Below are 24,137 nucleotides of genomic sequence, written 5' to 3' on the forward strand. Positions count from 1 at the left end.
TTTGCATTTGTTTCCCTTGCAAACAAAATGCAACTACATATAATCAGGAAATATATATTCTTTTGTATCATCTTGTTCTTTTCCGGTTTTGTAATATTATTAATATACAGAACTACCTGAATCCATTCATGACAATCACGTCTTTCTTCCTGGAAGCAGGTATCACCTCCAGTTCCGAGAGTTTTCCATCGGTGATCTTTCCCTGAACAATGGTATTGTAGGGAGCATGCAATTTAAAATCACACTCCCAATCGGCAGGCCACGCCGGACACAGGTAAATCTTATCTTCCGGAGTCTGCATCAACATATCCTGCAAACCCACCATTGCCGAACCTCCGTGATCCATATCAGGACAGTGACAAAAACCGGGGTTAGCCCAGAAAACCGGAAAGCGCATTTTCTTTACCTGGGGGTCTCCTCCGGGTCCATCCGGATGCAAAAACTTATTCATTGCATAGTTTTTTGCTTCCTGTGTCAACCCTAAATGGGCGGTATAAATTCCTCCCTGGAACCAGCAGATATAATTTTTCTGGGCTGAAGCTTTTGAGTTATGTAACCAGGTATTCTCCGCTATTTTCAATCCCTTCGCATCTTCAAATGAGACCGATTCAAACGGGAAAAGAACGTAAAGTTGAGGAAATTCCATATTATGCTGATCCCCCTCCAACTCCCAACTTTCTGCCGGAGGATAGACTGTATATCCCTCTTTACCGGCCGTAGGAAGATCCGGTAAACAAGCTGAGACCTCTCGGAAATAATTATACTGCTCATCCGTCAGTTCATTACGGGGAAACGACAAGACTCCTTTTACCAAAGCCTGCAACCCGCTAACCACATCGGTCGGATTTTTAGCTCCGGCATATAGTTCAAGTGCACTGGACGGATAAAGCTCCAGTTTGCCCTTCTCATTCAATTCCGCACCTTTACGTTGCAATCGGCTTTTCCGGTAATAATTATCGTAATACTTCACCGCATTTTCTATCATCGGCAACTGGTTCTGTAAACTTTCTTTTCCAAAACGGGCTGCTTCCAGCAACATATAGGCAAAATCGAGCATAGATGTGTAATGGTGTTCCAGATGAATATAGCCACTATGCCCATACTCCGTCCGTTTCCGGGAAGGACAACGGTTAAAACAGTCCACCATGATCTCCGGATCCTGATAAACAGAATGAAGTCCGTATATATTAAGTCCTTCGGGATAAGCGACACCTTCAAGTCCCCAGTAATATTGCGCTCTAGCCTTTTGCAGATCAACCAGATTACGGTACATATTCATGACCGGTTGCATAATATCGTTATCTCCTGTCTTTAACAATGGCCAGTATACCAACCGCTGGTTCTGGGCCATAAATTCACATTCCTGCCAGTTGCGGTATTCCGGTAATTTTCCGTTCTCATTATCAAAATTAAAGATTCCTCCATTGAACAACACCGGATGTCTGGCTCCACGCGAACAACCCAGCATATAACGGAATAATTGGTAATTACGTCCTACCTGCCAGGCAGCGGCAACTGAATCAGAATGAATATCGGCTGTACCGGCAATCGATGCATCCATAGACGGATTGATATGGATATAGCTTCTATCCCAGAAGTCATCCCACCAATCCAGACTTTTTAAACGATCTGCCTCCTTTGTACCACGGGTTCTATCTGCCAGCTGGTCCAATTGGCCACACCATAGCTCCAGGGAACGATCTTGTTCGATCCGAACCGCAACCCGCAAATCCATTGCTTGCAAAGGCTTTTCCGATTTTATCCGGAGTGTCTTATAGGGAGTACCCATATAAATTCCACTATCGGCAACAGACGGGACAAAGTGATCTGCATAAATCAAACCTCCCGAAGTCAGATCGACAATCGGGTCAGTGATCTTATCACGAAACGATTCAGCCTTCTGATCTTTGATCATATTCTCCAATACAATATTGGTAGAAAGGTTCCGATGATAAAACAATATCTTGTTATCCCGGTATTCCTGGTTAAACCGCCAGGTTTCGTAACCGGCTTTAATCTCCAGCGGGATATCCGAATTCATCTCTACATGCACTACCGGGTTAAAGACATCTACCCATAAAGTCAACTTAAAACCATTATCCCCGGAAAAAACGACTTCCGATTCTTTCAACTGTAATTCCTGGGAGAAAGTATTACCGAAAGGATTCGGATGAAAACTCAGCCGCACACGTCCCAGTTTCCCTAATGTATAGCCATTGTCCAGATACGAGTCCGTACTTCCCAGATAGAACAGGATATCGCCTGCTTCACTCCAAGCATTCAGCTGAATATTTCCTCCTCCAACCGGCATAGAACCGGTTACATCTTTGCCGGGAGTTGTCCAACGGATATTATAATCGGACAACAGTTCCTCCGATTTTCTATTTTTACAACCGGACAAGCAAAATGTGACTATCAGCAATGCGATTAATTGTATTCTCATAATACTATCATTTAAAAGGAGGTTGCCCGGGAACTACTCCATAAAGATCATTCCCGAACAACTTTTTATTCTTTACTTAAGCGGATCGAATGTTCCTCCATCCCAGTTATTATTCTGCTGCAATTTAGAATTTGCATCCAGATGCTTCTTCGGGATCGCATAAAAATAATACTGATCTTTCATATTATACGTATACCTCGGACTTTCTTCCACCACTTTTATTTCAAAATGATTCCAGATTTCATTGATATCATCCGTTTTCTTCGGAATCTCCATCCCCGGCTTCAACCAGGATTCAATAGCATAACGCTTTTTCTGGTTATTTATAATATCGAACCTGCGCCAACGCCTCAGGTCATCCAACCTCTTATTCTCAAACAGGAATTCAATAAAACGTTCTTTGATATAACGTTCCCGGATATCATTCACCGAAGTTTCTTTTATACCATAACGATTATCGTTACCCGGCAGGATATTGGCACGCTTACGAATATCATACAGGACTTTCAACGCTTCGTCCGTTTTCCCTATTTCATTGGCACATTCCCCGTAATTCATATAAACCTCTGCGTAACGGATCTCTATCCAATCGACTGTTGCATCATTCACCGTCGCTTTTTCGATACTGGGGTCTACGCTCTTTTTCGTCATAAAGCCAGTGAAAGCCGGTTCAAAGTTCTCTGCCGGATTATGTACCAGAAACTCCAGCGAAGCACCGTCCGGTGTTCTTCCGATCCATAAATGTTCACCGGGATTCAGTTCTTTGATCCGGTAGTCGCAACCATTGTAAGCTATTGTCGCATAAAAACGGTCTTCACGCGATTTGAACAGAGTATCGTAAGCCAAAGGTTTAGTCGGATCGAAATCGGAACCGTCACGCATCGGAAAAGCATTGACTGTATTCAATAACGGCAAGTTCTGGGCTACTGCATCTCTGGTATAAGACATAGGGCGTATTCCTCCCTGGTAGAATTTATGATCCGGAGCAAAGAATTGGTTGACCATCACCACCTCCTGGTTTCTTTCATCATACCAAATATTGGCAAAATCCGGATATAAACCTTTTCCTTGCCCGGTCAGATAGTCTACGGCTGCCTTATTTGCTTCGTAAGCTTTCGTCCAACGCTGAATATCCCGGTCCGGATTAAACAGGGGACTAGCCCAGTACAGTAGAATCCGTCCTTTATATGCCATAGCTGCTCCTTTGTCGATACGTCCATATTGACCGGCATCCCAGGAGTCCGGTAAACCGGCAATTGCATCATCCAAGTCTTTTATCATTTGTTCGAAACAAACAGATGTAGGCGAACGTTCGATAAACAAAGACTCTTTATTCGATACATCTTGCGGCTCCAGGATTAAAGGGACCCCACCATACGCTTTCACCATATTGAAATAGCACCAGGCACGCCAGAACAGTGCCTGCCCACGCCAACCCGGTTTCCGGTCGTCGAACGTCGTCTGTTCGATATTTCTCAGGAAAAAGTTGATTTTCTCGATATGGGTATAAGGCCAGTTATCCCATGAGTCGATCGTGGCTGTCCCTTGTAAAAAAGCATCAAAGCCATCGTTCGGCTGGGCTGCTTCGTCAGAGAGCCAACCGTTATAGGACCAACCGGGCAGCAATGCTCCGTGAATATCGTTCAATACTGCATCGATCATATTTTCATTTTCCCAGACATCCGTGGGAGTAATCGCAGAGAAGTCTTCCTTATCCAAAACGGATGTACAACTGCAGATAAATGCCAGAAGCATTATACCTGATATATTAATTAGTTTTCTCATATTTCCAGCTATTTAGAAGGTTATGTCTATACCAAAATTAAATGATCTCATATTCGGATATGAACCGGTAGAAGGTAGTTCAGGATCCCAGAAATCAAACTTAGTGATCGTCAACAAGTTGGTCGCAGAGAAAAATAAACGGGCATTATCTATAAAACCGATATAATTCAATACGGGCTTAGGTAGCCGGTAAGCGACATTCAGATAACGCATTTTGACAAAACTTGCATTATGGATCGTAAAGGTCGACGTGTAATTATAACTCTTGAATGAATCTGCCCCTTTCGGATCAGGGAAATAAGCATTCGGAGTTTCTTCACTCCAGTGGTCCATCCACTTCCGGGGCATTCTGTTCCATTCATATAAATTCAGATAACGGGAATCCAGTCCTCGCTTATATCCGAAATCACCCTGGAACAAGGCTTCGATGGAGATACCTTTCCATTCTGCTCCCAGCGTCAGACCGACACTGAACGGAGGTGCTGAATAATTACATATTACATCCTGATCGTAAGAGTCGATCTTTCCGTCGGGAACGCCGTTCGGGCCACTCAGGTCTTTATATATCAACATTCCCAGTTCCGGTTTATAACCAAACACCGTATATTCATGGTCTTGTCCGAACTGCTGTTTGTAAGAAGCATTCAATTCATCCAACTGCTGCTGGTTACGGATAATACCGGCATCTCTGTATCCCTTAATGTAATTAAGCGGACGACCGATCGGATTGTCATAATCCGGGGCATCCTGTACAAAGTCTCTTTTAATGACTTCGTTAGTGGCATACGAGAAAATACCTTTTACATAATAACTGACATTCTTGATCTTGTCCTTATAGCTCGCTTCCAGGTCAATACCTCTTGAATGGACTTCACCATAATTTTCTTTCGGCATGGTGAAACCGAAGGAGGTAGGAATAGACAAAATACGGTCGCCCAGGATATCATACGTATTCCTGAACCAGCCATCTATATTGAAAACCCATTTATCTTTCAGGTACATATCGACCCCGATATTATAAGACAAAGACTTTTCCCAGGTCACATTCGGATTCACGATACCCGAAAACTGAATACCCGGATTCGTAGCCGGAGTTGTTCCCAGATAAGCATTTGAACCATACTTATATGATTCCTGCCACTGCCATCCGATAATATTATCGTTACCAGTCAAACCGACAGAAGCTCTGAGTTTCAGCAACTGGATATCGTCCGATTTAAAAAAGTCCTCTCTGGATATAATCCAGGCTGCTGAAGCTGCAGGGAAATAACCGTATTGCTTTCCTTTCGGGAAGTTCATCGAACCGTCTACACGTAACGAAAGATTCAATAGATATTTGTTATCGAACCCATAATTCGCCTGTCCGATATACGATAAGCGGCCTTTCTCCTCGTCACTACCATCCACATACGAATCGGAGCGAGCCGAACTGGTGGCAAACCACTGGTCTTTGATCAGTACCGGGAAATTCTCACGGGCTCCGTTCAACTTCCGTCCCCAGCTTTCTCTCTGTTCATAAACAAATAATGCAGCAATATCGTGTTTACCGAACGTCCGGGCATAATCCAGTTGCAGGTTCAACTGATAAAACTTGAAACGGTCGCTTCGCTGACTAATATATTCCTTTGCTGGTTCGGAACTTTTGATCGTACCGATCACCTCATCAGTCCAGATATGTCCATGGGAACCTTCTTTCTTCACTGTATACAGGTCCTGTTTCTTATTAAATGTCTTATTATACATATTCTGATAAGAATAGGAGAATTGTGCCTTGGCTTTCAATCCTTCCACATAAGGGATCTTATATTCGAGCCTCAGCAGGACATCAGACATCTGGTTTTCGTCTTTATTATATCCGGAATTCGCCTCGTTGGAAAACTCCTTCAAATTACCCACCCAACCCCAGTCCACAGGTTTTCCGTCACTGGTCGTCGAACGGTAATCCGGCTGGATACAACGCAAATGAGTATATATACCGGACATATCTTCTCCAAATCCCCAGCTTATATTATTCTTATTTCCATATGATGAAGCCAGTTGAGTAACCAATGTCAGGTTCTTATTAACAGCAGCTTCCAGATTCGCCCGGATATTATAACGGGAATAGTCCATCTTTTTAAGGAACCCGCTCTGGTTGAAATAAGAACCGTTGATAAAGTATTTCACCCGTTCGGAACCACCACTCAGGGTTAACGAATGGTGAGTCGACATCGGATTGACATAGGAATCATCTAAAACATCAAAACCGTCACCTCCATTCAAATTACGCATATACTCCAATTCTTCGTCATCCCAATAATACCAGAATCCCTTATTGTTACGATGAATATAATTACATAGAAGAGCTGTTTCATAACCGGTAGTACGTTCCATTTCCACTCCCGGGGTCTCTACAGCATAGGAACCGGTATAACGAATCTGAGGTTTACCCTCTTTTCCCTGACGGGTCGTTACCAGAACAACCCCACCGGATGCCCTCGATCCATAGATTGCAGCCGAAGCAGCATCTTTCAATACCGTCACATTCTCTACCTCATTCACATCCAGACGGTCAAAATCGTCTTTTTCACGGACTACTCCGTCGATAACAAATACTGCCGGAGCATCATTCCACGAACCTGCATTACGTATCTGAATTTTCGATGCGACACCGGGTACCCCCGTTGCATTGTTGATACGTAATCCTGACATCGTACCAGCCAATACGGACGACATATTTGAGGAAGATAAGGATTGAAGTTCTTCACCCACTTTTACAGAAGAAATGGAACCGGTCAAAGAGGCTTTTTTCTGCGTTCCGTATCCGATAACAACCACTTCATCCAGGTTCTGGGTATCTTCAGATAGATTAATAGTAAGGGTTGTATTTGTTCCTATCGGGGTCTCTTTCGTTATATAACCGATATAAGATACCAATAAAACAGCCTTTGGCTGAACTTCCAGAGAATAGCTTCCATCCACATCGGTGATAGTCCCGTTGTTTGTTCCCTTTTCTACGACATTTGCTCCAATAATAGGTTCTCCATTCTGATCTGCAACAATCCCTGAGATACGCCGGGTACGTTCACTCTGAACTTGTTCCTGCCTGGTTGCCTCCGGGATAAGAATGATCTGATTGTTCTCCTTTTTTTCAAATGTAAGCCGTGTTCCCGATAATAACTTACCCAGGACAAAATCAATCGATTGGTCTGTTACCTTTAGCGACACTTTCTTATCTAATTCGGTAAATTTAGAATTATAAAAGAACGTATAGGAGCTTTTACTTTCTATTGTTTTCAATGCTTGCTTGATCGTCTGTCCTTTTATATCTATACTGATCTGAGCAAAAACCGGGACAGATAATAGTAAAAAGCATATTATTGTGGTCAATACATGTTTGAAGCGGCCATTTTTTTCGTGTTTAGGCCTGTTATCTGATCTTTTATTCATAATTTTGTATTATTAAGTGATTAACGCCAGTGTACCAATTGTTTTGCAGACGACTTCGTACACTGAGTCATGTTAATTAAGGAGGGAGAATCTAACTGGTTTTCCCTCTTTTGATGGTGTTTTCATGGTTCATTACTTCATAGGCATGCTGTTTTAAGGTGAATAATCTATTTTATCACAGTATTGTACTGCTTTATCACTTGTTTATTTTCGGAAAGAACAATTATGCTATCCTGTATCTGATAGCTCAGGGGGGAGGTAAGTGAAAGTATCTGGAGAATACTCTGGAGGCTGGTATTTCCGAGTGTTCCCGTATATTGATAATCTTTTAACGATTCATCGGTAAAGCGGAATGTTACATTATACTGTCTCGACAACAGATTGGTTATCTCTAATAAACTCTGGTCATCAAGCACAAAACGGTTGTCGCGCCAGGCAGTCACAGTGCGTATGTCTTCCAACCGTGTTTTCTGTAAATATTTATTTCTGTAATCATAGTGTACCACTTCATTCGGCAGGACATACAAATGTTCATACGGCGAACTGACTTCTATACTCCCTTCTATCAAAAGAGCAGAGACTAACGGTTCACCAGGGTATCCTTTAAGATTAAATGACGTACCCAAAGCCGTCACAGAGACATCTCCTACCATCACCGTAAACGGAGCTTCCGGATTTTTAGCAACTTCAAAATAGGCCTCACCTTCCAGTCTTACATTTCTTTTAGATGCATTAAAATTTTTGCCATAATGTAAGCTGGATGCCGAGTTCATCCACACCAAAGTTCCATCAGGTAAAGTTATCGAAGCTTTCTGTCCTTTATCGACCGTTATGGTCATATCTTTAAAAGAAGCATTCTCATTTTTATCTTTCAGAAGATAAACGGTAAACGAGAATAAAAACAATATCACTATAGAAGCCGCTACATTCCAGAATCGACGAAGGGTTGTGAAATAACTCCGTTTCCGGGAAGTTCCCTTGAGGATGTCTTCATACATTTTACGTTCTACACGGGTATCAATCTCACTATCCGCTTTCTCCCACTTGTCTTTCATCCAGCTATCCCACTGGCCCGCATTATCCAGTTGAGACAGTAAATAACGAATATCCTGGCCAGAGGCCTTTCCCTGGAGAAAATCTTCCAATATATGTATATTCTTTTCGCTCTTCATATTCTTCATTTTTTATTCAATCGATCCCTGCCAACAAAAACATTACTATGATTATATCGGCATCATAACGTAGAGACAGGATCTTCCGCATGAATAAGGTCGCTTTATACAGGTTCGATTCAACCGTATTTTCAGAGATATGTAATATTTCGGCAATTTCCTTGTTCGTAAAATGTTGTTGCTTGCTTAACCGGTAGATCCGCTGTCGGGCGGGAGGTAATTGTTCAATCAAACGATTGATCTCCTGCTCCAATAACTTATATTCGATCTCAGCTTCTACCGTATTTTCTGCTTCTTCATATTCCTGTTGCAAAGAAGCCTGGTAAAGGGCTTCCTGAGCACGCCGTTTGACTGTGTTCAAGAACATATTGCGAGACATCGTATACATGAAAGAGGAGACAGACTCAGTTGTATTCATATCTTTCCGTATTTCCCAGATACGAAGAAAAACATTCTGGGTAATCTCTTCGGCCAGGTAAAAGTCGCCACCGGAAAGACTTAAAATGAAATTATAGATTTTTCCCTTATACCTTTGGTACAAGTATTCAAAACAAGTAATATCGCCTGATTTTATCTTGATAAGAATCTGATTATCTGATATTATTTCTTCCCGTCTCATCCTTTTCGTGACTCAAGGTAACACTATTTTCTTTATATATTACACAATCAGGCGGATTAAAACCGTTATCATCCCAACGTAAATTAATCTATTTTAACCAGAAGATTATAAGAAAGGCAAGGCTGTAAAAAGCGCACAAGCGAAGAGGCTTTGATTTAAAGGACAGGGGGGTAAACGTAAAAATAGAATTATGCCTTCCGGCATTCTACCAATATTTTTTCAGATCCTATCTGAGTTGCAAAGATATATATATCGCCCCCATCTGCGATCTTTGTACGCTTACGTAATTCGTCTACGGAAAGGGGAAAATTCCGTACAGAAATGTTTGCCTGTGGAATAAGTCGCGATAAAGTTTTACATAGTTTTCCTGTAAAAGGGTGTATATTTTCTACACGAAAACTTCTTCCGGGAAAATTATCCAACCGGGTATCCGATGTATAAAGGTGGCTATTGACATCTAACTTACCAAGCCCGAAACGAGAGGCCACACTTTTAAAAGCTCCGGCTTTCAACAAAGAAGCATTCGGTTCATACAGAAAATTCTTTACACGGTCTGACAAATGCAATCCTTCCTGCCGTTCATCCTCCCAGACAAAGGAGAAAGATTCTTCCTGGCCACTGCTGGTATAATTAATACAATGGATAAGCGGTGATTCCGTAACGGTATCGCGTTCTACTACAAAGAGCAATTCTTTACATTCATTCTTCACAGACAAAACATGAATCCCGGTAGTTCCCGGCAATAAATCCAGTGTCATTTGAATATCAGCCATCGGAGATAGTTTGGCTATTACTTTAGGTGCATGACGGAACAATTCAGGCAAAAGAGCTGGTAAATCCGGTTCGCAATCCTGCAAGGCATAAACACGCTTATTGCCTTCACCACGACGGGCGGGATCAATATAAAAAGCACTGACTTCTGGCAATCCGGAAATCAATTCTGTACTATCACCTTCCATGATAGTGATATTATCAGCTCCTAATACATAAAAGTTATTGCGCGCCGCTTCACAATAAGCAGGGAAACGTTCTATATAGGTGACATGACGGGCTTTGCGGGAAAGATAATAACTATCGATCCCCAGACCACCGGTCAGATCGCATAGGGTATCACTTTCCTCTACCAACCGCTGTTTATACAAAGCTGTCTGCTCGGACGAGCATTGCTCCGCCGATATTTTAGAGGGAAACAACAAGGCGTCGTTTGCAAACCATACAGGTAGTTTGTCTCTGATCTGACGCCGGGAAGCAATCTGTTCGACAGCAAAGGGAACATCCACCGAAGGATAACGGGAAGCACTCAGCAACAATCGTGTCAAATCGTCGCCAGCATGTTCTTTTACAAATTGCCTGAATTCGTCTGTCTGTTTCATGCGACAAAGATAAGAAGAAATCGTCAGGGATTCGACACAATCCGTTTATAGTCGGAAGGAGACATATCATATCTCTCCCTGAATAACCGATAAAAAGTACGCACAGAACCGAAACCTGATTTTTCAGCTATCAATTCGATCGTATCATCATCCATAGCCGACAAAAGTTCCAAAGCACAAGCCAACCGCAAATTATTGATATAATCGGTAAAAGAGATTCCGGCATATTGCTGAAGAGTCGATATCAACATGTTTTTATTGACACCCAGCCGAGCTACCACCTCATCGCGGGTAAGACTAGGCTTCTTAAAGAGCTGTTCTTCCGTAAGCAGGCGATGAAAAGTTGCAAACAATACTTGTTCCTGTGTATTGGCTGTATCAGCTGCAACTTCCGGTTGAGCTACACCAGCCAAAGGGAATTGAGTCTGTAATAAATCGCGTTCCAACTCGCGTATCCGTTTCTCCATCATCTCACCGAAAGAGAATTGCTCCTTCATCTGTTTCACCATAGCCCTATTTTTACGGCGTATGATGTGCAGATTTCGTGTGATCAACCAGATGATAAGTGCCAGTAAACAAACAGCAATCCCCGCACTGACCAACCAGACCCGACTAATGGCAAGCTGATTCTTTTGTTGTATGATCTGTGCTTCTTTCTCGTTGGTTTCGTATACCGTTGCTAATTCGATGGCAGCACTTTTCTGTTCACGTATCTTCAAACTATCAGTCAGGACAGCGAGTTGTTCAAAATAGACGGAGGAAGAACGGTAGTCTCCTTTAGCCGCGTAAGCCCTCCCCAGTAAACGCTTAATGGTCATCATATGGTAATTGATAGTATCATTCTGCTCGTAAAGGAATTTTTCACGAGGGGCATACAGTTCTATTACATCGTCAAATCGTTTCCTGTCCATCAGGTAAGGACAGATCAGGTAATCGTCTTTCATATATTTATCACCAATGGAATGCCAACGGCCATAGGCTTCGTCAGCTTCCGCTATCCGTCCCAGGCGTGAAAGCAGGACAGCACGCTGAGCATACATTGTTTTCTGTTCTTTCTCTGCCAGTCCACCGATGGAGGGCGTTCCTGCAATATCTGCATTTACAACTTCAGCCAGGAGGTCGAGCGTATGCAGGGCTTCCTCGTAACGCTTATCACGTTGTTGCATGATCAGCAAGGAGTTATAGTTATAGCGGAGATTGTCGTATTTATATTTATAGTCCGATTCTTTCATTAAGGTTATCGCTTCGTTCACAAGTTCGTAACCCCGCTCCTTATCTTCCTGGTAGTAAATCATCTTGCCCATATTGAAGAGAGCGACAGATTGCATTACCAGATTACTGCATTCTTTAGCCTTTTGCAGTAATAATTCCACATAATAGGCTTTTCGAGCTTCATCGTGCAAGCAATCGTAACTAGAGATCATACGGTGGAGTTGTTCCATATAGTCGTTGTCGTTGTTCCGCACCGAATCACTTTCCAATGCACGGCGGTAATATTTCAATCCTGCGTGATATTTACCTGTATTGAAATAAAGATCCCCTTCGGCAATATCGAGTCGATGTTCCGGCAGGAGGTTACGTCGACGCATCTCTTCAATGATACGTACAGCCTTATCATAATCGGTAAAAGTGTATTCGTATATATAGTCTTCCGTCAGCAAAGTGTCGGGTAACGAATACTGTGGCAAAGAGTTTGCTAAACAATTTACAGATACAAATAATAAAGTAAAAATAAAGTTCTTACAGAGGTTTCTCATCTTAATTTATACGCTTGGTTCTTACCTCAAATCATTCTGACAGACAAATATAGCACAAAAAGGAATAGTGGCAAAACTTATATTTTTCAAAAAAAGCATCAAATCATTTGCAGTTTGTCAGAGAATATCTATATTTGCTGCCGTAATAACAAAAACAAAGATGAGAACATTTATAGTAAATACATTTTGGTGGTGGCGCTCTTTACTCCTCAAACGGTCGTAAGGAACGCAGTCCTGTGTATATACTAGAGAAAGATATCATAGAAGGCCTGTCGCACTTGCGACAGGCCTTTTTTCTTTTTTAATAAGATGGAATACAACTAAAATAATATAACAAAAGATGAAAACGTATCAAGTTGACAAGAATGGTTACTATGGTGAGTTCGGTGGGGCATACATCCCAGAGATACTTCACCGGTGTGTGGAAGATTTACAAAAGACTTACCTGGAAGTACTCGAAAGCGAAAGTTTCAAGCAAGAGTTCAACCAATTGTTGCGAGATTATGTAGGCCGTCCCTCTCCTCTTTACCTGGCTAAACGGTTAAGCGAAAAGTATGGCTGTAAGATCTATCTGAAACGGGAAGACTTGAATCACACCGGTGCTCATAAGATCAACAACACGATCGGGCAGATCCTACTGGCACGTCGCATGGGCAAAACACGCATCATTGCCGAAACAGGTGCCGGACAGCATGGTGTTGCCTCTGCAACCGTCTGTGCTCTGATGAATATGGAATGTATCGTTTATATGGGTAAAACCGACGTGGAACGCCAGCATGCCAATGTGCAAAAAATGGAGATGCTCGGTGCTACGGTTGTCCCCGTTACTTCTGGTAATATGACATTAAAAGATGCAACAAACGAAGCGATTCGCGACTGGTGTTGTCATCCTTCCGATACTTATTATATCATTGGTTCTACTGTTGGACCTCATCCCTACCCTGATATGGTAGCCCGTCTGCAATCGGTGATCAGCGAAGAGATAAAAAAACAACTTCTCGAACAGGAAGGACGCGAAAATCCGGACTACCTGATTGCTTGTGTAGGAGGAGGAAGTAACGCTGCAGGAACAATCTATCATTTTATCGACGACGAACGGGTAAAACTCGTACTGGCTGAAGCCGGAGGAAAAGGAATCTGCTCGGGAATGAGCGCCGCCACTATCCAACTGGGGAAAAAGGGTATTATCCACGGAGCTCGTACTTTGGTGATGCAAAGTGAAGATGGACAGATCGAAGAGCCTTATTCAATATCTGCCGGATTGGACTATCCGGGTATCGGACCGATCCATGCAAACCTGTCTGTTTCCCACCGGGCTTCCATCCTGGCAGTCGATGATGACGAGGCTTTGGAAGCGGCATTCGAACTGACCCGTCTGGAAGGAATTATTCCGGCACTGGAAAGTGCACATGCTTTAGGAGCACTTGCCAAGGTGAATTTTAAACCGGAAGATGTAGTCGTATTGACTGTTTCCGGACGTGGAGATAAAGATATGGATACATATATTGAATATAAAAACAGAAAGTAACCGATGAAAAATTATCATTTCAAAACTATAAGCAAACAGGTTTTAGGCGACCTACACACTCCTGTCAGCATTTATCTGAAAGTACGGGATATCTATCCGGAATCAGCTTTATTGGAAAGTTCGGATTTCCATGGAAATGAAAACAGCCTTTCATTTATCGCCCTTTGTCCGCTGGCAAGTATCGGTATCAACAATGGTGAATGCACTGCAACCTTCCCCGACGGAAACCGGGAAATAACCCCACTCACTGAAAGTTATAACGTTGCTGATGCGATGAATGCCTTCCTTAGCCGTTACAGTATCGAGGGAGCAGATAAGAAAGTATGCGGCCTGTTCGGTTACACAGCCTTTGATGCTGTCCGCTACTTCGAGAACATCCCGGTAATGGAAGCCCACCATGAAGAAAACGATGCTCCCGATATGCTATACATATTATATAAGTATATCCTTGTATTCAACCACTTCAAAAATGAACTGACATTAGTCGAGTTATTACAGGAAAATGAAAAAAGTAACTTACAGGAAATAGAGACACTGATCGAAAACCGCAACTATGCCTCCTATAACTTCCAGACGACAGGTCCGGAAACATCTCCCATCACTGGCGAAGAATACAAAGCGATGGTGCGCGAAGGTATCAAACACTGTATGCGCGGCGATGTTTTCCAGATCGTATTGAGCCGCCGCTTCGAACAACCTTTCAAAGGGGATGACTTTAAAGTATACCGCGCATTACGAAGTGTCAATCCTTCTCCTTATCTGTTCTATTTCGATTTCGGCGGTTTCCGCATCTTCGGTTCTTCTCCGGAGACGCACTGCAAGGTGACGGAAGGACATGTAAGCATCGACCCGATTGCCGGAACCGCTTTCCGCACGGGAAATGTGGCTTTAGACAAACAGCGTACAGAAGCCTTGCTGGCCGACCCGAAAGAAAATGCCGAACATGTGATGCTCGTAGACCTTGCCCGCAATGACCTGAGCCGCAATGCCCACAATGTACAAGTCGATTTCTACAAAGAAGTACAATATTACAGCCACGTTATCCACCTCGTATCCCGTGTAAGTGGAGAAGTCGACAGGGAAAGCAATCCCGTTAAGACTTATATAGATACCTTCCCGGCCGGCACCCTGAGCGGTGCACCGAAAGTACGCGCCATGCAACTGATCACCGACCTGGAAAAACATAACCGCGGTGCTTATGGCGGTTGTATCGGATTTATCGGCCTGGACGGCGATCTGAATCAGGCTATCACCATCCGTACATTTGTAAGCCGTGGCAACGTATTATATTATCAGGCTGGTGCCGGTATCGTTGCCAAAAGCAATGACGAACGCGAACTTCAGGAAGTAAACAACAAGCTGGGAGCCTTGAAAAAAGCAATCGACCTGGCAGCAACTTTAAAGAACTAAGAGTATGAGCAAAATATTATTATTCGACAATTACGATTCCTTCACTTACAATTTATTACACATACTGAAGGAGCTGGGTGCAGAAGTGGAAGTGCACCGCAACGACAAAATATCACTGGACGAAGTAGAGCGTTTCGACAAGATACTTCTCTCGCCGGGTCCCGGTATCCCTGAAGAAGCAGGCATCCTGCTCCCATTGATCCGTCGGTATGCTCCGACAAAAAGTATCCTGGGAGTTTGCCTGGGTGAACAGGCTATCGGCGAAGCCTTTGGGGCAACCCTGATCAACCTGACAGACGTGCATCACGGCGTTTGTTCCGATATCCGGGTAATAGCCAAAGAACCGCTATTTGCCGGTCTTGAACCCGGATTCCGTGCTGGACGTTATCACTCATGGGCCGTATCCCGCGACAACTTCCCGGAATGCCTGGAAATAACAGCGGAGGATATGGAAGAGAAACAGATCATGGCTTTACGTCACCGCACATACGATGTACGTGGTATCCAGTTCCATCCGGAATCGGTACTGACTCCGAAAGGCAAGATTATTATTGAAAACTGGTTAAAAGCATAACATAATGAAAGATATATTATACAGACTATTCGAACATCAGTATCTGGGACGTGACGAAGCCCGTCAGATACTACAAAAGATGGCAGCCGGAGAATATAACGATTCACAAATAGCCAGCCTGATCACGGTATTCCTGATGCGTAACATTTCCGTAGAAGAACTATCCGGTTTTCGCGAAGCACTGCTTGAAATGCGTGTACCGGTCGACCTGACCGACTACAAACCGATCGATATTGTAGGAACCGGAGGCGATGGTAAAAATACATTCAATATCAGTACCGCTTCCTGTTTCGTAGTAGCAGGAGCCGGTTATAATGTGGTGAAACATGGTAACTACGGAGCGACTTCTGTAAGTGGGGCCAGCAACGTGATGGAACAACACGGTGTCAAGTTTACGAACAATATCGACAAACTCCGAGAATCGATGGATGCCTGCCACATTGCTTACCTGCATGCTCCTTTGTTCAACCCGGCCTTGAAGGCTGTCGCTCCGGTACGTAAAAGCCTGGGAGTACGTAGCTTCTTCAATATGCTCGGCCCGCTGGTTAATCCGGTAATGCCGGCTTATCAGTTGCTGGGTGTATATAACTTGCCGTTACTTCGCTTGTACAGTTACACGTATCAGGAAAGCGGAACACGTTTTGCCGTTGTCCACAGTTTGGATGGGTTCGACGAAATATCCCTGACGACCGAGTTTAAAGTAGCCATGCCGGAAAAAGAGAAATTGTATACTCCGGAAATGTTAGGTTTCTCCCGTTGTACCGAGCCCGATCTCGACGGCGGACAAACCGTAGAAGATGCCGCCCGTATTTTCGATAGCGTGATGAAGAATACGGCAACCCCGGCACAGAAGAACTGTGTGATTGCCAACTCCGCCTTCGCCATCCAGGTGATCTGTCCCGAAAAGAAGATAGAAACCTGTATCGCCGAAGCTCGTGAGTCACTGGAAAGCGGTAAAGCACTGGCAACATTGAAGAAGTTCATTTCACTAAACAATTAATTATGAAAGATATATTACAAGACATCATAGCCAATAAACGTATTGAAGTAGAGCGGCAGAAACAGGCTGTCCGTATTCAAACGTTACTGGCATTAGGCGGCGAACGGCTTGAACGTACCACCTATTCGATGCGTGCGTCTCTGGCGGCTTCCTCTTCGGGAATCATCGCCGAGTTTAAACGTAAAAGTCCGTCCAAAGGTTGGTTACATCCTAATGCCGCTATTGCAGAGATAGTACCTGCTTATAAAGAGGCCGGGGCTTCTGCTTGTTCCATCCTTACCGACCCGCAATTCTTCGGCGGCTCACTGGGTGACCTGTGCCTGGCACGCAAATTGGTCGATATTCCACTGCTGCGAAAAGATTTTATCATAGACGAATATCAGCTTTACCAGGCCCGTGTCATGGGAGCCGATGCCGTATTACTAATAGCCGCCTGCCTCACTCCGGACCAATGTCTTGAATTGGCAGAACTGGCACATACCTTGCAATTGGAAACACTACTGGAAGTCCATAGCGAAAAAGAACTGGAATATCTGAATCCGCATATCGACATGCTGGGTGTGAACAATCGTAATCTCGGAACCTTCCACACCGATGTGGCTAATTCCTTCCATCTGGCAGAGAAGATGCAGGAAATAGTTCGGGAAAAAGACCTTTCTCCCCTATTGGTTTCCGAAAGCGGTATTTCCGATACAGAAACAGTAGGTCGTCTTCGAGAAGCTGGTTTCCGCGGTTTCCTGATCGGTGAAACATTTATGAAGACCAAGCAACCGGGTGATACCTTGTCTGCTTTCATAGAAGATCTGCCATGTTGATCAAAGTATGTGGAATGCGTGACCCGGAAAATATCCGGCAGGTAGCAACGACAGGGATCGACTGGATGGGATTCATCTTTTACACCAAATCGCCAAGGCGATTTGGCTCAGTGGACAGTGGACAGTTGACAGATGACAGTTTAAAGAAAACTAACAGCAATCACTCCTCTAACTATCTACTGTCAACTATCAATCGTCAACTGAAAAAAGTCGGTGTCTTCGTCAATGCGACTCCCGAGTATATGATGGAAACAGCCAACCTGTACAAACTCGACTACTTACAGTTGCATGGGAACGAATCGCCGGACACCTGTTACGCACTGCAAAAGCGTGGCTATGCAATCATCAAAGCATTCTCTATCGCCTCGATTGACGACCTAGCTTCCACTACCGAATATGAAGGACGTGCCGATTATTTTCTGTTCGACACCAAATGCAACGGTTATGGTGGCTCCGGTAAACAGTTCGACTGGTCGATACTTGCTTCTTACAATGGAAATACACCGTTCCTGCTCAGTGGAGGTATCAATCCCAACAGCGTGGACGCCATCATTAATTTCAAACATCCCCGACTGGCAGGCATCGACCTGAACAGTGGGTTTGAGATCGAACCGGGTATGAAGGATGCAGACAAGATAAAAACGTTTATAGATAAGATTAAGAAATAATAAAAAGACAAGAATATGAATCGTATTACAAATCTATTCGAAACAAAAAAGAACGGCATCCTGTCCGTTTACTTTACAGCCGGTTATCCGCAATTGAACGATACGGTAACCATTCTGAAAGAGTTGGAAAAAAAAGGTATCAACTCGGTTGAAGTAGGCATTCCTTTTTCCGATCCGATGGCCGACGGTCCTGTCATTCAGGAAGCCGCCACGCAGGCATTACGTAACGGTATGTCGCTCCATATCCTCTTCGACCAGTTGAAAGACATACGGAAAGAAGTACAGATCCCGATCATCCTGATGGGGTATCTCAACCCGATCATGCAATTCAGTTTCGAGGCATTCTGCAAGAAATGTGCAGAGGTTGGCGTAGACGGCGTGATCATCCCCGATCTGCCTTTTGCCGATTACATGGCCGACTACAAAGAGACAGCCGACCGCTATGATCTGAAAATGATCATGCTAATCACTCCGGAAACTTCCGAAGAGCGTATCCGCCTGATCGACGAGCACACTTCCGGCTTTATCTATATGGTATCGAGCGCAGCCATTACCGGGACGCAACAAAGTTTCGACGATCAGAAGCAGGCCTACTTCCGCCGTATCAACGGAATGAACCTGCAAAATCCGCGTTTGGTTGGTTTCGGTATCTCCAACAAGGCTACTTTTGAGGCGGCATCCTCTAATTCTTCAGGCGCCATTATCGGCAGTAAGTTTGTGCAGCTATTGAAAAGCGAGCCGACAGCCGCAGCAGCAATCGATAAGTTACTGGAAGCATTGAAAAACTAGTTTAAGTCCTTTCCCGCACGTCGGAACCCCCGGAAATTTCCCCGCAGCGCCTTTCTGCGTGTAGAAAAGGGTAAAAAAGACGTCCCCAGCGTTTTCCGTCAAAAGAAAGACGCTGCGGGACGTTTTTCGAGCTTTCTGACTATTATTTTTTCATCAAACGACAGTTGTACAGGTTGCTCACCCGATTTTTTCCTACTCCCCGGAACATGACTTTTATCTTGTCTTTACCTTCGGTCAGTTCCTTCGGAAGATCGATTACCATCTCTACAAACTCTTCCGGGTTACCTTTGACTGTTATCGGTTGCACCCATGTGTCATCGATTACCAGTTCGAAAGTATATTTGCCGCTGTCGCCACCCCAGTAAGTCATCAGGAACTGGGTCGGTTCATTATAACCACACTTCATGTTGAATGAAAACCAACCTTCTTCATAAGCAAAGCGATATTTGTGGATACCGAATTCACCGACACGGGTGTTTTCGCCTTCCAGATTATGATCGCGTTCAGGCTGCATTTCACCGAGTGTGATATAATCGAGCGTTTTAGCATCCAGACGGGCGATGCGTTCCAGTTCGGCAGTACGCTTAGCTTCCACCTGCTTCCATTCTTCGGGCGAGAACACATCCCAATAAACGGTATAGTATTGATCGTACGTCTTGAAGAATGGGATCATAGCCACATTGTCAGGACCACCGGGGGCAACTGTATGGAAAGTCAGCGGTTGGCCTTTAACCGGCTCGATCTGTTTTACCATATCTTTTTCTTCATTGATGAAAACAGGTACATCGCCTATCTTTCGTTCCTGAGGTCCAAAAACTCCTGCAAGCAAGGAAGGACCATAGAAGACAGCACGACGATCGGCATTATCCGGCATCGATTCGGTGTAAAGCGACATAGGGAAATTAACTTCGATACGATCGCCTTTTTTCCATTTACGGGAAATAGTAATAAAGGAACCGGGCTGAACAGAAACAGATTGTTTCGATCCGTTCACTTTCAGAGTCACACCCGAAATAGCCCAGGCCGGATAGCGAAGATTGATATCAAACTGTTGTGAAGGACATTCTTCCAGGCGGATAGCGACTTTGCCGTCTTCAGGATAGGCCGTTTCCATCTTCAAACGTATATTCCGTTCCTTCCAGGTCAGTACCGAAGGGATATAAAGATTGACATTCAGATCGTTCTTGTCGGTAGTATAGCTATAAATAGCACCACCATACTTGGAATGGTTTTCAAAGCCGCTCCCCATACAGCAGGTAAAGTTGTTATCCTTGCTGTAAAAGTTCTTACGCGTCCCCATTCCCAAAGAAACAAAGTAACAGGTACGGGCATCTTCCGGATGTTGCGAAGCGAGGATATGATTGTATAAAGCCCTCTCGTAATAATCGAGGTATTGCGGATCGTCTGTCCAGCGATAAAGGTGCTGACTCAACTTCAACATGTTGTAGGTATTACATGTCTCGCAGGTGGTTGTTGCCAGACGATCATTCAACTTCCTGGGAGTGGAAAGATATTCGCCCATACTATTACCCCCATTCGCATAGGAATGGGAATGAACGATAGTATGCCAGAAGAACTCGGCAATCTTTTCATCCCGTTTGTTACCGGTCAACTCATACTGGCGTGCACTACCGATAATTTTAGGAATCTGGGTATTGGAATGAAGGCCGGGTAATACGTCGAGACCTTCAGCCAGTTTATCCTGCAACCGTTCGTGATAAAACTTATAAGATGCATCAAGATACTTTTTATCTCCCGTCAATGCGTAGACTTGTGCAAAGGCTTCGTTCATACCCCCATATTCACAATTGAGCATTTCCTGTATCTGTTCGTTACTCAGTCCGGAAATAATATCAGCCAGGTAATCGGAAAGATTCACCAGAACCTTTTTAGCAGTTTCGTTACCGACAAGCAGGTAAGCATCGCTTAATCCCATCATGGTTTTATGTTCGTTATACCAGGGAACCCAAATACCGTTCAGGTCGAAACCCTTGGAGCGGATAATCCCTTTCTTCACTTCTTTGAATACCTTGTCGCCACCCGGCATTCCTCCGATGAAACCGTTGACGAAATTGATCTGGCAGGAATCCAGTTCGCTGACAATATAGTCTACACGACGTTTGCATTCCTCATCGCCAGTCGAAGCATATTGTTGTGAAAGAGCTGTCAGATAATGACCGAGCGTATGTCCGGCAATCCCCATAGCTTCCCAACTTCCATAAGACTCAGCTTTAGGCTCCAGGTCGGCATTTTTGCGGAAGTTGGAGAGTAAGCGGTCCATGTCCAGTTCCATCATCCATTCATTATTCAACTCCATGGCATGTTTAAACGGGCTGTCCAATAGCCGTACATCTTTTAAAGAGAAATAGTTTACTTTGGCAGGAACGACGTCTTTCACCTGTACTAGATTTGTACAATGTTCGCAAGCCAGACTACCTCCGATAATCCCGGTTGCCAACAGGAAGGTTAATATCAGTTTATTCTTCATGCTTTGATATGTATTAAATTTTGATTGAAACAAAGGTACGGTTTAGTCTTATCGGAAAATGGAAGGGAAATCTATTTCTGTATAAGAATTGTGTGATAGAAGGACGATATTTATATTTCCCGGACGATTATTGCATAACCTCTTGCTGAGGAAATAAAAAGTCCTGTACAACAGAATACAGAACTTTCTTTACAACTGCGGAAAGCGAGGGATTCGAACCCCCGGTACAGTTACCCGTACACCGCATTTCGAGTGCGGCCCGATCGACCACTCTGGCAGCTTTCCCGATCGTTTGCGTGGCAAATGTATGAAAAATTTAGTACCGTTATCCTCCGAAGACTATTTTTTTCAATAAGTAACACTACTGTGCCGGCTGGTATAACACTATTATGTCAAAAAAGGGAGTAACCTCCCGGTACTCCCTTCTATCGTGTTAACGAATTCGACCGTCTTATTTGAAATAACGGTTATATAATCCTTCGAAGCCTTTACCATGACGGGCTTCATCTTTACACATTTCGTGTACAGTATCGTGGATAGCATCCAGATTCTGCTGTTTAGCCAAAGTTGCAATACGTTTTTTATCTTCGCAAGCACCAGCTTCAGCTTCCATACGTTTTTTCAGGTTAGTCTTTGTATCCCAAACAACATCACCCAGTAATTCTGCAAATTTAGCAGCATGTTCGGCTTCTTCCCATGCGTAACGTTTGAATGCTTCTGCAACTTCAGGATAACCTTCGCGGTCTGCCTGACGGCTCATTGCCAGATACATACCGACTTCAGTACATTCACCCATGAAATGAGCGTTCAAACCTTCAAGAATAACAGGGTCAACGCCTTTAGCTACACCTAATACATGTTCGTCAACAAACTGTAAAGCGCCAGTTGTTTCTACCAATTCTTTAAACTTGCTTTTCGGTTGTTTACATTGCGGACAGAATTCGGGAGCTTCATCACCTTCATGAACATAACCACATACTGTGCAGATCCATTTCTTTTTCATCTTCGTAAAATTTTATTGGTTGTAAAACTATTAGTATATATAATCATTGTTATTCGCTGTGACAAAATTAACGAAACAAATCTAAAGAACAAGGGATAACTGATAGATATATTCTATGTGTTAATTGATAAAAACTATGAAACCTATTCAGACGGCGAACTGTTTAATTATAAAACTTACATATATATGGATACATTAAAGATTACAAGCTTATTAGGCGACAAAGCCGAGTATTATCTCGGTCATACATGCAAAACGATCGACAAATCGCAGATACATATTCCATCACCTTCTATCATTGATGATATATGGATTAATACGGACAGAAACATTCAAACATTAAATAATCTGCAGAGAATGCTGGGGCATGGACGACTGGCAAATACAGGTTACCTGTCTATCCTCCCGGTAGACCAGGATATCGAACATACTGCCGGAGCCTCGTTTGCCCCGAATCCTATTTATTTCGATCCGGAAAACATCGTGAAGTTAGCTATCGAAGGCGGTTGCAACGCCGTTGCCTCTACATTCGGGAATTTAGGAATCGTTGCACGTAAATATGCACATAAAATTCCTTTCCTCGTAAAACTAAACCATAACGAATTACTTACCTATCCGAACAGTTACAACCAAGTAATGTTCGGAACCGTAAAAGAAGCATGGAATATGGGAGCCGCAGCCGTTGGTGCTACAATCTATTTCGGTTCTGCCGAAAGCCGTGACCAGTTGGTAGAAATAGCAGATGCATTCGAATATGCACACGAATTGGGTATGGCAACTGTTCTTTGGTGTTACTTAAGGAATAATGACTTCAAGAAAGATGGAGTCGATTATCATTCGGCTGCCGATCTTACCGGACAGGCTAATCACCTGGGAGTAACGATCAAAGCGGATATCGTCAAACAGAAGCTGCCTTCTAATAACGGCGGATTCACAGCCATTAACTTCGGAAAAGTAGATAAAAAGATGTACACCGAACTGGCCACCGAACACCCGATCGACCTCTGCCGCTATCAGGTGGCAAACGGTTACATGGGACGTGTAGGCCTGATTAATTCCGGCGGAGAGTCACACGGAGCTTCCGACCTGAAAGATGCCGTTACCACAGCCGTTGTAAACAAACGTGCCGGCGGTATGGGACTTATCAGCGGACGTAAGGCTTTCCAGCGTTCTATGAAAGATGGTATCGAACTGTTACACACCATTCAGGATGTATATCTGAACCCGGAAATTACGATTGCATAAACAAAGAAATGGGCTATATGGAAAGTGCATGGAAGGTTA

The 24,137-nt window shown here is 43.7% G+C and carries 17 protein-coding genes and 1 tRNA gene; 8 read left to right on the plus strand and 10 right to left on the minus strand.

Annotated features, from left to right (window positions below; translation table 11 throughout):
* Positions 1–112: 112 nt before the first annotated feature.
* The 7 genes from BQ7394_RS15755 to BQ7394_RS15785 all read right to left on the minus strand — a co-directional run bounded on the left by BQ7394_RS15755 (position 113) and on the right by BQ7394_RS15785 (position 12,578).
* On the minus strand, positions 113–2,443 hold the full coding sequence (locus tag BQ7394_RS15755) for a DUF5703 domain-containing protein (protein ID WP_139317721.1): 2,331 nt from the start codon (positions 2,441–2,443) through the stop codon (positions 113–115).
* A 72-nt stretch (positions 2,444–2,515) separates the two neighbouring features.
* A complete protein-coding gene (locus BQ7394_RS15760; RefSeq protein ID WP_075558299.1) occupies positions 2,516–4,228 on the minus strand; it encodes a RagB/SusD family nutrient uptake outer membrane protein in 1,713 nt (570 codons plus the stop codon).
* 12 nt (positions 4,229–4,240) lie between these two features.
* Entirely contained in the window at positions 4,241–7,657 is a 3,417-nt protein-coding gene (locus tag BQ7394_RS15765) for a SusC/RagA family TonB-linked outer membrane protein (protein WP_075558300.1), read from the minus strand.
* A gap of 167 nt (positions 7,658–7,824) precedes the next feature.
* Positions 7,825–8,829: a FecR family protein gene (locus BQ7394_RS15770; protein WP_161951802.1), complete on the minus strand. Its 1,005-nt coding sequence runs from the start codon at positions 8,827–8,829 to the stop codon at positions 7,825–7,827.
* A 16-nt stretch (positions 8,830–8,845) separates the two neighbouring features.
* On the minus strand, positions 8,846–9,448 hold the full coding sequence (locus BQ7394_RS15775) for an RNA polymerase sigma factor (protein WP_075558302.1): 603 nt from the start codon (positions 9,446–9,448) through the stop codon (positions 8,846–8,848).
* Positions 9,449–9,636: 188 nt separating this feature from the next.
* A complete protein-coding gene (locus BQ7394_RS15780; RefSeq protein WP_075558303.1) occupies positions 9,637–10,821 on the minus strand; it encodes a THUMP-like domain-containing protein in 1,185 nt (394 codons plus the stop codon).
* 23 nt (positions 10,822–10,844) lie between these two features.
* Positions 10,845–12,578, minus strand: a complete 1,734-nt coding sequence (locus BQ7394_RS15785; RefSeq protein ID WP_075558304.1) for an AraC family transcriptional regulator — start codon at positions 12,576–12,578, stop codon at positions 10,845–10,847.
* A 340-nt stretch (positions 12,579–12,918) separates the two neighbouring features.
* Between BQ7394_RS15785 and trpB the strand changes: the two genes are divergently transcribed.
* Genes trpB through trpA form a run of 7 tightly spaced genes read left to right on the plus strand, consistent with a single transcriptional unit; the run spans position 12,919 to position 19,362 of the window.
* Entirely contained in the window at positions 12,919–14,106 is a 1,188-nt protein-coding gene (gene trpB / locus BQ7394_RS15790; RefSeq protein ID WP_075558305.1) for a tryptophan synthase subunit beta, read from the plus strand.
* Between the two features lie 3 nt (positions 14,107–14,109).
* Positions 14,110–15,516, plus strand: a complete 1,407-nt coding sequence (locus tag BQ7394_RS15795; RefSeq protein WP_075558306.1) for an anthranilate synthase component I family protein — start codon at positions 14,110–14,112, stop codon at positions 15,514–15,516.
* A 4-nt stretch (positions 15,517–15,520) separates the two neighbouring features.
* A complete protein-coding gene (locus tag BQ7394_RS15800) occupies positions 15,521–16,090 on the plus strand; it encodes an anthranilate synthase component II (RefSeq protein WP_075558307.1) in 570 nt (189 codons plus the stop codon).
* A 4-nt stretch (positions 16,091–16,094) separates the two neighbouring features.
* Positions 16,095–17,090 carry an anthranilate phosphoribosyltransferase gene (gene trpD / locus BQ7394_RS15805; RefSeq protein ID WP_075558308.1) on the plus strand — a complete coding sequence of 332 codons (996 nt, stop codon included), beginning with the start codon at positions 16,095–16,097 and terminating at the stop codon, positions 17,088–17,090.
* A gap of 2 nt (positions 17,091–17,092) precedes the next feature.
* Entirely contained in the window at positions 17,093–17,905 is an 813-nt protein-coding gene (trpC, locus tag BQ7394_RS15810; RefSeq protein ID WP_075558309.1) for an indole-3-glycerol phosphate synthase TrpC, read from the plus strand.
* Positions 17,899–18,573 carry a phosphoribosylanthranilate isomerase gene (locus BQ7394_RS15815; protein ID WP_075558310.1) on the plus strand — a complete coding sequence of 225 codons (675 nt, stop codon included), beginning with the start codon at positions 17,899–17,901 and terminating at the stop codon, positions 18,571–18,573. The genes trpC and BQ7394_RS15815 overlap by 7 nt, the downstream gene beginning before the upstream one ends.
* A 15-nt stretch (positions 18,574–18,588) precedes the next feature.
* On the plus strand, positions 18,589–19,362 hold the full coding sequence (gene trpA, locus BQ7394_RS15820) for a tryptophan synthase subunit alpha (RefSeq protein ID WP_075558311.1): 774 nt from the start codon (positions 18,589–18,591) through the stop codon (positions 19,360–19,362).
* Between the two features lie 142 nt (positions 19,363–19,504).
* Here the strand turns inward: trpA and BQ7394_RS15825 are convergent, their stop codons facing one another.
* The 3 genes from BQ7394_RS15825 to BQ7394_RS15835 form a co-directional block, all read right to left on the minus strand.
* Positions 19,505–21,850, minus strand: coding sequence for a glycoside hydrolase family 127 protein (locus BQ7394_RS15825; RefSeq protein ID WP_082211974.1), 2,346 nt, complete (start codon positions 21,848–21,850; stop codon positions 19,505–19,507).
* 198 nt (positions 21,851–22,048) lie between these two features.
* A tRNA-Ser gene (locus BQ7394_RS15830) sits at positions 22,049–22,135 on the minus strand.
* A gap of 166 nt (positions 22,136–22,301) precedes the next feature.
* Entirely contained in the window at positions 22,302–22,853 is a 552-nt protein-coding gene (locus BQ7394_RS15835) for an NADH peroxidase (RefSeq protein WP_007652517.1), read from the minus strand.
* A gap of 186 nt (positions 22,854–23,039) precedes the next feature.
* Between BQ7394_RS15835 and BQ7394_RS15840 the strand changes: the two genes are divergently transcribed.
* Positions 23,040–24,098: a class I fructose-bisphosphate aldolase gene (locus BQ7394_RS15840; RefSeq protein ID WP_075560072.1), complete on the plus strand. Its 1,059-nt coding sequence runs from the start codon at positions 23,040–23,042 to the stop codon at positions 24,096–24,098.
* Positions 24,099–24,137 lie beyond the last annotated feature (39 nt).

The organism is Parabacteroides timonensis, assembly GCF_900128505.1.
GTDB lineage: Bacteria > Bacteroidota > Bacteroidia > Bacteroidales > Tannerellaceae > Parabacteroides > Parabacteroides timonensis.